Below are 11,899 nucleotides of genomic sequence, written 5' to 3'. Positions count from 1 at the left end.
ACAGGCTATTGGCCGGTTCCCGTTCTTTTTGTGCCGAGTGAATCCAGATCCCGGCTTAGCTGCCGGGCCACCCTTTCGTACACCTGGGGGGCAGGGTGGGCATTGTCGAAAGGCAGCATGTTCGATTCGATGGACATCAGTCCGGAATAATCGAAATAGTGGATGCCCTTTGCTTTAAAAAGTCGCTCGGTTTCGGCAGAAAGCGGATTTCCCGGAAAGACTACCACATAAAAACGGTTGTTTCCGAAATGGCGGGTATACTCTTCCTCTGATTTCTTGATAATATCGACCAGCAACTGGTAATGGGCGTCGGTATGGGTGCGGGGGTACCCCCATTTCATGATTTGCTGAAGACCCGTACCCTGGAAGTTCAAAACCGCCTGGGTATACAGGCGTCTTTTATCGGCAAAAATACCCTCGGTATGCATCGTTTTTTTATCCAGATAGGGAAACCTGCCCTGGGTAAGTTCGATCCACCGTGTGGCCGGAATAACGCGATCGAGATGGTCATTGATGAGTGTAAAAACCGCAAAACCGTCTTTCTGTGGAATTTGCCGTTCCAATGCTCCCTGCTGGAGCAGGGCCAAAGTATGTAGAGGTGAGTAAGCCATGTACCCATAATTATAGGCACGGTAGGTGGGCGACAGGGCCTGAAAATAGTAGGGCAGCGTTTGGGTATCCGATACCCCATCGCCGTAGGTGTACGAGCAGCCCAGGAACAGGGCGTAGCGCGGACGGGGCAGAGAATCGGGCAGAGGCGTAGCCCGGCGACCAAGCGAATCCGTTGATATCGTGACGGTATCATACCGGACATTGTCTTTCAGCGGTACCCATCTGATATGCCAATTGGGTCGGGCCCGTACCCCCAGGGTATCGCTCATAACAGACGGCTCGGTGTGGTCGGGCCGGAGGAAAGGCTGTGCTTGAGCCGTACCGAGAGGCTTGGACTGATTACGGTTCACGAGCCAGAGACTGGCTTTTTCCAATCCCAGCAATAGCAGTAAAGTCAGTATTAGAGTACCCAGTACGCCCTTTATCCAATTGGGTCCGAAGAATAGGCCATACATAAGCAGGCCAAGTCCGGCCAGTATTACTGTGGCCTGATAGGTACCCTGTACCACGTCGATGTCATGCCAGACCCCGTCGGCATTCCCATAAATAAATTCAAAGGCCAGTATGCCGAAGGAAAGCAGCAGAATGACTATAAATAAAAGACTTACGACCGCCAGAAAACGCAGGCGGGCAGAGCGGGCATCATTTCTTCTTCTTGGCATTCAATGACTGATTTGGCACGCTGATTCCGGGAAATCAACGAATCGGCGAAACGCAGAGGCCCGCCGGTAGCGGGTGAATGGATTGTAAAATTGGGCAAATATAGCAACTTGATGGGAAGAGAAGGTAGGTAAATCATGCGGCTGAACCGCTTATACTATATTTGCCCGGAGGAACGTTATTCAGGGCTAGTTTTGTACTTCACTCCATTCACTTATTCCAAACCGATTTTTGTATGCGCAGTCAATCATTCTTAAAACTTCTGGTCATGATGGTGTTGGCCTTCATCATCCAGTCGAAAACCGTCCAGGCTCAGAGTGTGGATGAAATTATCAACAAGCATGTGGCCGCCATGGGCGGTGACAAATATACGGGCATAAAAAGTATCAAAATAGAATCGTCGGCCCAAATCATGGGCATGGACCTACCCTCAAGCACTACCATTGTGCAGGGACGAGGGCTTATCAGCAAAACGACCGTGCAGGGATCCGATATCGTACAGGCCATCGATGGCAAAACCGGTTGGATGATCAACCCCATGGCGGGTCAGAGCGGCGCTACTCCCCTCACAGAGGACCAGGTGAAAATGTCGGCGGGCCAACTCGACCTGACTGGCTTGCACAATTATAAGTCAAAGGGCTACACCGCCGAGCTAACGGGCGAAGACAAAGTTGAGGGAGCGCCGGTGTACGTGGTGAAAGTCGATATGGGCAATGGTACCGTGGCAACCCACTATATCTCCAAGGATACCTACTACATTCTGAAATCCGTAATGAACACTACTGCCCAGGGTCAGGAGGTAGAACTCAAAACTAATTTTTCTAACTTTAAGCAGGTCGACGGCATTACGTTTCCTTTCACGACGGAAGTAGAGTCACCCGCCATGCCGGGCGTTATGACCATGGTAGTGAAAAATGTAGAGGTGAACCCGACCGTGGATGAAAGCATCTTTGCGATGCCCAAAAACTAATCGCCTAACGTTTTAACGTTCAGTAGCCGCTTCTCAGAGAGAGAAGCGGCTTTTTTATTCGTAAGGGTACCCATAGAGTTTTTTCCACATTTCCGGTAAGAAACCGCTCTAATAAAAATGGAACGGTTCTTTTGGGGTACCAGACATAGAATTATTTAAAACCTAAACCATACCTACCATGGCACGTAAAAGAGGAGAACCCGCAATACCCGGTACCGGAAAAGAACTTCTGGAACCACCCGTATATCCGTCATTCCCCAGGAATACCCCCAATACCACCCCACCCGCTGAAAATCCCGATGGGGTACCCGGAAAGGAGCCTGACCGGGATGCAGACCGCGAAGGAGGAATTTGAAATATCCTCCTTAAAATATCCGATGCCGGAATGCATCGGATATTTTTTTGCTTTGGATTGAACTCTTTTGAATTTTTAAATGTATATACATTAAATGTCAGCACATATACATAACATTCATTCAGAAATCAAAACAAGACATGGAAACGGCAACGAAAACAGTTTGGACCATCGATCCTACGCATTCAGAAATTCAATTCAAAGTAAAACACCTGGTCATTTCGACAGTAACAGGTCATTTCCGGAAATTTGAGGGTACCGTAGAAACCCAGGGCGATGACTTCGCCACGGGCTCTATCCACTTTGAGGCCGAAACGGCCAGTGTGGACACCAACCAGCCCCAGCGGGACGAACACCTGCGTTCGGCCGATTTTTTTGACGCGGAGCAGTATCCTAAAATGACGTTCCAGTCTACCAGCGTGGAAAAAATAGACGATGAAACCTACAAGGTTATCGGTGATTTGACTATCAAAGGAACTACCAAGTCCATTGAATTGAAAGCGGAGTTTGGAGGTAGCATGACTGACTTCTACGGCAACTATAAGTCGGGTTTTGAAATAACCGGAAAAATTAACCGCAAAGAATTTGGCCTTACCTGGGACGCCGTGACCGAAGCAGGCGGCATCGTGGTAGGCGACGAAGTAAGGCTGGCTCTTAATGTCCAGATCGCACGGCCCGCCTAATTCGCTGTTGTTTAATATAAATTAGCCAGGCAGGGAAGAACGAATCCAATCGTTCTTCCCTGTTTTTTTTGCATACATCCAGTTACTATTTCTTTCGATTACAGCATTTTTGACTGGGATCTAATCCCAGTCAATTCGAAATTTATTAGTAATATTGGCAAAAAAATACCGCATCTCCTTGATCATCGAAACGCGTGCTTATGCCCGGGCCGGACTATTGGGCAACCCCTCGGATGGATTTTTTGGAAAAACGATTTCCATTTCAGTGCGCAACTTCGGCACGTCTATTTCGCTTTATGAATCGCCCGAGCTACATATCGAGCCACAACCCCAGGACAGTAGTACCTTCAAGAGTATGTATCACCTGCGCGATTCGGTAAGCATGCTGGGCTACAATGGCGGCATTCCGCTGATCAAAGCAGGAATCAAGAAATTTGCTGACTACTGCGAGCAGCAAGCCATCCGGCTGCCCAACCGCAACTTCACGGTACGGTACCGATCGTCCATCCCGCGCCAGGTGGGCATGTCGGGTTCCAGCGCCATTGTGGTAGCGCTGTTTCGGGCTTTACTGCAATTCTATAAAGTAGACATACCCCTCGAAAAACTACCTCAGCTGGTACTTACCTCCGAAACCGAAGAACTCGGTATTACGGCGGGTTTACAGGACCGGGTGATTCAGTGCTACGAAGGCTGTGTGTACATGAATTTTGATCAGAAATTGATTGAAAAACAAGGGTACGGCCACTACGAACGGCTGAACCCTACCCTACTCCCCAAGCTTTATGTGGCTTACAATACACAACTCAGCAAGGTTTCCGGCAAAGTGCACAGCGATGTGCGGGCCCGCTTCGATCGGGGTGAAGCCCAGGTGATCGAAACCCTGGGCAATATTGCGCAATGTGCCGAGGAAGGACGGAAGGCCCTTTTGGAAGATCGGCCCGACGATCTGCACGAATTGGTCAATCAAAATTTCGATTACCGTTGTCAGATCTATAATGTTTCAGAATCCAACAAAGCACTGATCAAGGCGGCTCGCGCCTGCGGCGCTTCGGCCAAATTCGCCGGATCGGGGGGTACCATCATTGGCACTTATCGCGACGACGACATGCTCAACCGGCTTTTTGTAGAGCTGAAAAAGTATAACGCCCGCGTAGTGAAACCCTTCGTGGTGTGAAGACAAGCCGATAGCTGTTGGCTGATAGCTATTGGCTTTTTGAATGAAATCAGAACACAAATTCATCTGGCCATAATGGAAGCTATCAGCCAATAGCTAACAGCCATCAGCTCAAAAAAAATGATTCGTAAAGCCGTTATACCCGCCGCGGGACTAGGTACCCGTTTTCTGCCTGCTACCAAGTCAATGCCCAAGGAAATGTTGCCCATTATCGACATTCCGACCATCCAGTACGTGGTGCAGGAGGCTGTGGATTCGGGCATTGAGGATATTCTGATTATCTCGGGTAAAGGTAAACGGGCGATTGAAGACCACTTCGATCGGAATTTTGAGTTGGAAGCCCGGCTGGAAGAAAAAGAAGATCAAGCCTGGTATACCGAAATGCGCCGCCTGGCCGATATGGCCAATGTCCACTTTGTGCGCCAAAAGGAAGCCAACGGCCTGGGCGATGCCATTTACTACGCCCGGCACCATGTCGGTAACGAGCCCTTCGCCGTTCTGTTGGGCGACACCATTATGGATTCGGTGATTCCGGTTACGCAACAGCTTATGGATACCTACGAGCAGTACGGAGGCTCGGTGATTGCCGTAGAGGAGGTACCCTCCGATAAGGTAAACCGCTACGGAATTGTGGGAGGAAATGCGTTGAGCGACACCATTCTGGAGCTCACCACCCTGATTGAGAAGCCCGCCATTGGCGCCGCTCCTTCCAATCTCGCTATTGCGGGGCGGTACATACTGGCGCCCGACATCTTTCAGGCTATCGAACAGACTCCCAAAGGCAAGGGCGGCGAGATTCAGCTTACCGATTCGATGCTGCTGTTGCTGCGTCGCGATAACATCTACGCCCACCGCATCGAGGGTCAGCGGCACGACATCGGCAATAAGCTCGACTTTCTGAAAACTACCGTCACCTTCGCTCTGAAACGCAAAGAGTTTGCCGCGCCCTTCCGTAAGTTCCTGGAAGAAATCCTAGAAAAAAACTGATTCCCAATTTTTTGCTGGAATATACTGTCTCCTCCGGTCATGAAAAAACAAGTCCAACCGGTAGGGGGAAATTACGCACGGATTGTCACTGCATTGGAGAATTGATTTCATGTAAAGTACGTGATCTTTATTGGTTGTTCTAAACTACCTGATTCAGATGAAGACGATTAAAAAAATTACAGTCAGAAAGACCGTGGCGATGGGTTTAGCCGGTTCAATACTGTTTTCAAGCTGCAGCAGCGTAACCACCATTCAGTCCAATCCCAGTGGAGCGAAAGTCTACCTTAACGAGGAACCGGTAGGAACGACGCCTTATACGCACCGTGACTCGAAGATCGTAGGCTCTACAACGTCAGTCCGGCTCGAGAAAGAAGGCTACGCTCCCTTGATCACTTCATTTTCCCGTAACGAAGAGGCCGATGTGGGAGCAATTATCGGGGGCGTTTTTTTGCTGGTCCCTTTTCTGTGGACCATGAAGTACAAGCCACTCCATACGTACGAACTTCCTACGGGTGGTACCCAAGCCAATCAATATGTACCTGGAGCCCAGTCCTTGACTCCGGTCAAAACGAAAACCGACCAATTAAGAGAACTAAAACAACTTCTTGACGAAAAGGTGATAACTCAGGAAGAGTTTGAAGCAGAAAAAAAGAAGATATTAGAGGGTAACAAATAGATAAAAAGCCCTATACCTACCTTTGAGGGAAAGCTGTAGGGTACCTATCCTCTTCACCGCTGGCAGTGGATGAGGCAAAATGCCTGGAAACTCACCTCGGACCTACTCGTTGCGTCAGGTAGTTTCACCGTCAATGGGCGAAAGGTACTGCAAAATCGAGCATCTTTTTTTATCTGATTCCAGCCGTTATCCCATAATACACCTAAGGTACCCCCTACGGCCCCACCAGGAGGAAAGCCATACCCAGCACTACATAGACCGCGATAAGCAATACCCCCTCGAACCAGGTAGTTTCGCCATCGTGAGCAATAGCATTCACGATGAAGGCCACGGCAGCAATGGCGATCAGCTCGAGCGGATTGGCAAATACCAGGTTCATCGGCGCTCCGATGAGGTAGGAAATAATCACCAGCAGCGGAGCGATGAGAAGCGCTACCTGAATCGTGGAACCCACCGTGATACCCATTACGGTGGTCATCTGGTTCTGACGGGCGAAGTAAATCGCCGCTACGTATTCTGCTGCATTACCGATAATCGCCAGCACCACTACGCCCAGAAAAAAAGTGGAAAGGCCAAGGCCCTCCGCCGCTGCCTCCAGCCCGCCGGACACGATCTCCGCTTCCCAGGCCGTGAATGCCGTACCTACCACCAATACGGCCACAGCTACCCACTTAGGCCAAGGCTTTTCGTCATCAGGTTCAGGTGTTTCGGGTTTGTGATGCCCCGCGCTTTCAAAAACATCCCGGTGGGTTTTGAGGGTATACACGAGATTGGCCAAGTACACCACGATCAGCACCACCGACACGCCCAGGCTCAGTTTTTCTTCCAGATCACCCGTAGTGGCCGGACCGGCGATGCCCCGTTCGGTATAGTGAAAGAGTGCGGGTAGCAGCAGGGCAATCACCGACAGAATCAATAAACTCGATAGCTGTCCGGCGCTTTCCTTATTGAAAGTCTGTTTGGAGCGTCCCCAGGTACCTACCACGATGGCCAGGCCCAAACCGAGCAGGCTGTTGCCAATGATGGAACCCGTGATTTGTCCTTTAACCACATCGGTCTTCCCATCCATGAGTACGAAAATAGCCAACAGCAACTCGGCCATATTGCCAAAAGTCACGTTGAGTAATCCGCCGATGGTAGCGCCCAGCTGATCGGCCAGTTGCTCGGTCGCCTGGCGTATCCACTCCGCCAGCGGAATGATGGCCAGAATGGCCACTACGAAATTGACTAACGGGGGTACTTCAAAAAAATACTGCAGTCCGAGTGAAATAGGAATCAGGAGTAGTAGCCAGCGAAAGATCATGGTTTTAGATATGAGTTTTGAGTTATGTGAGAGGGTACCCTGCAAAAATATATTTTCCCAACTTGACCGACCTCTTGGTCAAGAAATTTGTGCCAGAAGATTATAGTCCATCACCTTACCGCAGCCACTCCGCTACGGCAAAGCCCAGGTAGGTACCCAGGCCATTGCCCAGGGTACCTACCAGAATCGCCGGAAGCTGTAGGTCGGGCCGACCCAGGCTGCGGGCCAGCGCCAGCGCCGAACTCGACCCGCCGATATTGGCCTGTGATGCTATGGCTATCACATCCGCATCCTGTTTCAGTAATTTGCCTACCCCAATGAGCAGCACGGCGTGAACCAGTACAATGATGCAGATCATCACCAGCAGCCAGACGGCCAGGGTACCATCTTGCAATAGCGCGGGTACGTCGCAATAAGCCCCGATGACCGCCAGAAAAAGATAGATCATGAATATGCCTAACGTACGGCTCCCGCGCAAACGGCTTATCACCGGAAACTGGGCCAGTACCAAAGCCACCGTCGTGATGGTGAGGATGGTGGGGACTACCGGATAGAGCGAAGAAACCCAGTCGGCCAGGGACACCGCCCCGAAAGCCAGCGACGTCAGCAAGCCCACATCCATCGGATTGATCGTCTCCTGCTCATCGAACGTATCCGTTTCTACGTTCGGTCCGGCTGCCGGGGCAATCGTTTTTTTACTTTTCCCCCGCAACAAAGCAGGCAACGCCAGCGTCGCCACAATCCACAAAGCCGTTATGATGTTGTCGGCGGCAGTCGTAGCGGCGTAGAGGGTACCTTCGCGGGCCATGCCATAATGCAGGGCTACGGCATTGAAATTGAGACTACCGCCAATGTAGGTACCCGTCAGCATGCCGCCCAGTGCAAAGTAATTCTCGCCCAGCAGTGCCGCTGCGTCCAGCAGTTTGAAAGCCACCGCTACCCCGACCACCGTCCCGACGGCCCCCACCAGAAATAGTCCGATCATCGCCGGACCAGCGCGGCGGATGCTTTTCAGATTCACACTCAGCATGAGCAGGAAAATGGAGATTGGCGCTACGTAGGCAAAGATTCCGTCATACACCGGCGAGGGTGGCGAAGAAGCCGGGATGATACCCAGATTGGCCACAATCGCCGTGAGCAAAATGACCATCAGCGCGGTGCCAAGGTGCCGGAAGTAGGGTTTGGTAGCCAGCCAATCGCAGATGACGACATTGAGACAAAGTACCGCGAGGACAAAAAGCGGGTGCGTGGGCATCTTACAGACGGAGGGATAGAGCGATGAAGCACCAATATAGGAAATAAAGTGTGGTCTACTAAGCCCGGTGAGCCAACAATGTTCCCTGCGCGGCCAATGGCTCACCGCCGTTTGGTAGTATCGGTAAATACACCCTACTTTGATTTCCGATTCAATGCCCTGAATTTTATTCAATCTTCTTTACCGATGAAGTACCTATCCCTCCTTGCGTTGCTGCTGGCCTTCCTGTGCTTTTCCGCCCGCGGGCAGCAGAAAATTGTGGTGGAAAAAGCCGGGCAAGGCGGCAAGAAAGAACTCGACTTTTCTAAGATCAGAAGCGGCATTGCTCAAAATCCCGATCCGGTTCCGGGTCTGAACGACGACATGCGATTTAACCAGATTATTTCCATGGAAATCCTGAGCCTGGAAGGCAGCATGGTTGTGGAAGCGTACCTCAATAGTACCAACGGCGTGTTTGGCTATTCGGGCGAAATGATGCGCGTAGGCTGGAAAGGGATGGCCCAAACGGAAGAGACCGACCACATCAAGTTCGTAACCTTCCTGCCCAATGCCGACGCGCTGATGTACACGGAAACACCCGAAACTGGCAAAATTGCGGCCAAGATGGGAAGCGGCGTTTCGATGGTTTCGGCCCATTTCGACCGCTGGAATAATTCGCAGATGTTCTGGAATGGAGCGCGTAAAACGGGTAACAGCCGCCGCTGGCCCTACGAGCAGGGCCTCGTGCTGGAAGAATACAAGTACAGCAGCGAAGGGAAAAACTACACCTTCTGGATGCACGACTGGGGCGTGATGGCCGATCGCCCTCTGGCCAAAAACTACGTGGCGACGGCTTTCGGGGTGGGGTACCTCTACAACGAAAAAAACCGGCACCTTTTTTACCTGCACGAAATAAGCGATGGCGTCAATGGCATCGCCGTCCGGAACATCATTCCGCTGGATGCCTCGGCCCCAAAAGGAAGCTATCTGAGCCGGGTACCTTTTTCGGGCCAAGGCTACAAACCCATGGGCGAGTACCTGGCCAAAGAACTGGCTCTGAGCAACGCCCAAATCGATGAAAATGTAGCCCGAGAAAGGCAGAATGCTTCCGAAGAAGAAAATGCCGAACTGCGCCGCATTAAAATGCAGCAGGCCGAAAAGATCGGCGATATATCGGAAAACCTGAAACAGAATAACGGCGATTTTCTACAGACCAGCGATCTGGCCGATTTGGCCAAAGCTTACACCAACCCCGAAAATCAGGTTTCGATGTGGCAAATTATGGACTTACAGTTTCAGGCCCGCAACGAAGAAATCCAAAACGAACTGAGCGACCGCAACCTTACGCCCGAAAAAAGGAAGGAGCTGAACAAACAGAAGGCCTGCCTCACCAACCAGCAGCGCGTGCTGGAAACGTTCAGAACCCGTGAGAAGAATATCAAAAAGAAATACGAGACGGGCGATCCCGACGATAAGCAGGCCGACGAAATAGGTACCTTGTACCAGCAGTACGCCGCGGAGAGTGCCAAAGCCTGCCCTGAGTAACCATATCGGTATTCAGTACCCAACTAGTTTGCCAAAGCCGGGCGGAAGAGTCGATTGATTCATTCGCCCGGCTTTGGGTTTTCAGGGGCAAATCTCTACCTTGACGGAAAGTTGTAAAAACCTACCTATCTCTTTCCAAAACAGCTTTTTATTTCAGTTTTTTATTCAAAAACAATATGAAAAAACGCTTACAAAATCTTGGGGCCGCAGTACCATTCCTCTTTGTCATCCTGAGCGTAGCCGAAGTACCTTCCCTTTTCGCCCAAAACCGCGCGCCAATCCCGGATGCCAGCGTCGAAACCAAAGACGCCGTCACGATCAAAGGCAAGCGGGTACCTTACACCGCCTCCGCCGGTACTCAGCCCGTGTGGGACGAAAACGGCCAGCCCATCGCCAGCCTGTTCTACGTATATTACGAGCGTTCCGATGTCAGTGACCGTACGACGCGGCCTTTGGTAGTTTCCTTCAACGGTGGGCCGGGTGCGGCTTCCTGCTGGATGCACCTCGGTTACACCGGTCCCAAGCGCGTGCTGATCGACAGCGAAGGGTACCCTGTCCAGCCCTACGGCATTCAGGACAATCCCAATTCGATTCTCGACGTGGCCGATATCGTGTACGTCGAGCCCGTCAACACCGGATTTTCGCGGATGCTATCCGATACCATTGACAAGAAAAAGTTCTTTGGCGTCAATGCCGACATCAAGTACCTAGCCGGGTGGCTCAATACCTTCGTGGGACGCAAGAACCGCTGGTCGTCGCCCAAGTACCTTGTGGGTGAAAGCTACGGAACCAATCGCGTGTCCGGTCTGGCGCTGGAACTCCAAAACGCGCAGTGGATGTACCTCAACGGCGTGGTACTTGTCTCGCCGACCGACCTCGGCTTGCCGCGCGGCACCGTGGTGGATGCCGCCAGCTTCCTGCCCTATTACGCCGCCACGGCCTGGTTTCACAAGAAACTACCTACTGACTTACAGCAGAAAGATCTCGTGGACATGCTCCCCGAAGTGGAAACCTTCACCATCAACGAACTCATTCCCGCTCTGGCCAAAGGGGGGTACCTCGACCCCGCCGTGCGGAAGCAACTGGCCGCCCGCGTGGCCCGCTACGCCGGAATCTCGGAAAAAGTGGTACTGGAACACAACCTAATGGTACCTGCGAATTTTTTCTGGAAAGAACTGCTGCGCGACCAGGGCTATACCATCGGGCGGCTCGACTCAAGGTACCTCGGCATCGACCGCGCCGCTACCGGCGACCGTCCCGACTACTCGCCGGAATATACCTCCTGGCAGCACTCGTTTACGCCCGCCATCAACTACTATCTGCGGGAAGTACTCAACTATAAAACCGACCTGAAGTACTTCATCGCCGGACAAACCCGCCCGTGGAGCCGTGAAGGTGCCGACGCCGACCACACCGGCGAAAACCTCCGGCAGGCGATGGCCCAGAACCCGTATCTGAATGTCCTGGTGCAGTCGGGCTATTACGATGGCGCCTGTGACTACTTTAACGCCAAGTACGACATGTGGCACCTCGATCCCAGCGGCAAGCTCAAAGACCGCATGGATTGGAAAGGCTACCGCAGCGGCCACATGATGTACCTCCGTGACGACGACGTCGTGACGTCCAATGAGGATATCCGGCAGTTTATTTTGCGGACACTGCCGAAGGCGGATCAGCCGGCGAAATATTGAACTTAGTCT

General features: G+C 51.8%; 11 protein-coding genes. 8 read left to right on the top strand and 3 right to left on the bottom strand.

All coding sequences use genetic code 11. The annotated features are described in order from the left end of the window. Positions 1–5: 5 nt before the first annotated feature. Entirely contained in the window at positions 6–1,274 is a 1,269-nt protein-coding gene (locus GBK04_RS17810; RefSeq protein ID WP_152761958.1) for a hypothetical protein, read from the bottom strand. Positions 1,275–1,507: 233 nt separating this feature from the next. Here GBK04_RS17810 and GBK04_RS17805 point away from each other — a divergent pair, with 233 nt between their 5' ends. The 6 genes from GBK04_RS17805 to GBK04_RS17785 all read left to right on the top strand — a co-directional run bounded on the left by GBK04_RS17805 (position 1,508) and on the right by GBK04_RS17785 (position 6,117). Next, complete coding sequence (locus GBK04_RS17805; protein WP_152761956.1) at positions 1,508–2,242, top strand: outer membrane lipoprotein-sorting protein; 735 nt, start codon at positions 1,508–1,510, stop codon at positions 2,240–2,242. A 178-nt stretch (positions 2,243–2,420) separates the two neighbouring features. Then, the gene (locus tag GBK04_RS30735; RefSeq protein WP_373331080.1) at positions 2,421–2,597 is read left to right on the top strand and encodes a hypothetical protein; all 177 of its coding nucleotides are present in this window, start codon (positions 2,421–2,423) and stop codon (positions 2,595–2,597) included. A 140-nt stretch (positions 2,598–2,737) separates the two neighbouring features. Beyond that, positions 2,738–3,280 carry a YceI family protein gene (locus GBK04_RS17800; protein ID WP_152761954.1) on the top strand — a complete coding sequence of 181 codons (543 nt, stop codon included), beginning with the start codon at positions 2,738–2,740 and terminating at the stop codon, positions 3,278–3,280. A gap of 178 nt (positions 3,281–3,458) precedes the next feature. Next, positions 3,459–4,454, top strand: coding sequence for a mevalonate kinase family protein (locus tag GBK04_RS17795; RefSeq protein ID WP_152761952.1), 996 nt, complete (start codon positions 3,459–3,461; stop codon positions 4,452–4,454). A 120-nt stretch (positions 4,455–4,574) separates the two neighbouring features. Further along, a complete protein-coding gene (galU, locus tag GBK04_RS17790; RefSeq protein WP_152761950.1) occupies positions 4,575–5,441 on the top strand; it encodes a UTP--glucose-1-phosphate uridylyltransferase GalU in 867 nt (288 codons plus the stop codon). A gap of 157 nt (positions 5,442–5,598) precedes the next feature. Next, on the top strand, positions 5,599–6,117 hold the full coding sequence (locus GBK04_RS17785) for a PEGA domain-containing protein (RefSeq protein WP_152761948.1): 519 nt from the start codon (positions 5,599–5,601) through the stop codon (positions 6,115–6,117). Positions 6,118–6,331: 214 nt separating this feature from the next. On the opposite strand, the gene cax is transcribed toward GBK04_RS17785, so the two are convergent. Both cax and GBK04_RS17775 read right to left on the bottom strand, forming a co-directional pair. Then, entirely contained in the window at positions 6,332–7,420 is a 1,089-nt protein-coding gene (cax, locus tag GBK04_RS17780) for a calcium/proton exchanger (RefSeq protein WP_152761946.1), read from the bottom strand. Positions 7,421–7,535: 115 nt separating this feature from the next. Next, positions 7,536–8,675, bottom strand: coding sequence for a DUF819 family protein (locus GBK04_RS17775; protein WP_152761944.1), 1,140 nt, complete (start codon positions 8,673–8,675; stop codon positions 7,536–7,538). A gap of 186 nt (positions 8,676–8,861) precedes the next feature. Here GBK04_RS17775 and GBK04_RS17770 point away from each other — a divergent pair, with 186 nt between their 5' ends. Both GBK04_RS17770 and GBK04_RS17765 read left to right on the top strand, forming a co-directional pair. Beyond that, positions 8,862–10,199: a hypothetical protein gene (locus tag GBK04_RS17770; protein WP_152761942.1), complete on the top strand. Its 1,338-nt coding sequence runs from the start codon at positions 8,862–8,864 to the stop codon at positions 10,197–10,199. Positions 10,200–10,375: 176 nt separating this feature from the next. Next, complete coding sequence (locus GBK04_RS17765; protein ID WP_152761940.1) at positions 10,376–11,890, top strand: S10 family peptidase; 1,515 nt, start codon at positions 10,376–10,378, stop codon at positions 11,888–11,890. Positions 11,891–11,899: the final 9 nt, after the last annotated feature.

Origin of the sequence: Salmonirosea aquatica, from assembly GCF_009296315.1 — a bacterium.
Lineage (GTDB): Bacteria > Bacteroidota > Bacteroidia > Cytophagales > Spirosomataceae > Salmonirosea > Salmonirosea aquatica.
Note: the sequence above shows the minus strand (reverse complement) of the source record. Positions and strands in the feature narration are given on the sequence as shown.

What these genes read in the sequence shown, in the direction of transcription:
- cax (WP_152761946.1), bottom strand. Translation starts at nt 7,420, where the DNA reads ATGATCTTTCGCTGGCTACTACTCCTGATTCCTATTTCACTCGGACTG.
- GBK04_RS17775 (WP_152761944.1), bottom strand. Translation starts at nt 8,675, where the DNA reads ATGCCCACGCACCCGCTTTTTGTCCTCGCGGTACTTTGTCTCAATGTC.
- GBK04_RS30735 (WP_373331080.1), top strand. Translation starts at nt 2,421, where the DNA reads ATGGCACGTAAAAGAGGAGAACCCGCAATACCCGGTACCGGAAAAGAA.
- GBK04_RS17765 (WP_152761940.1), top strand. Translation starts at nt 10,376, where the DNA reads ATGAAAAAACGCTTACAAAATCTTGGGGCCGCAGTACCATTCCTCTTT.
- GBK04_RS17770 (WP_152761942.1), top strand. Translation starts at nt 8,862, where the DNA reads ATGAAGTACCTATCCCTCCTTGCGTTGCTGCTGGCCTTCCTGTGCTTT.
- GBK04_RS17785 (WP_152761948.1), top strand. Translation starts at nt 5,599, where the DNA reads ATGAAGACGATTAAAAAAATTACAGTCAGAAAGACCGTGGCGATGGGT.
- GBK04_RS17800 (WP_152761954.1), top strand. Translation starts at nt 2,738, where the DNA reads ATGGAAACGGCAACGAAAACAGTTTGGACCATCGATCCTACGCATTCA.
- GBK04_RS17805 (WP_152761956.1), top strand. Translation starts at nt 1,508, where the DNA reads ATGCGCAGTCAATCATTCTTAAAACTTCTGGTCATGATGGTGTTGGCC.
- GBK04_RS17810 (WP_152761958.1), bottom strand. Translation starts at nt 1,274, where the DNA reads ATGCCAAGAAGAAGAAATGATGCCCGCTCTGCCCGCCTGCGTTTTCTG.
- galU (WP_152761950.1), top strand. Translation starts at nt 4,575, where the DNA reads ATGATTCGTAAAGCCGTTATACCCGCCGCGGGACTAGGTACCCGTTTT.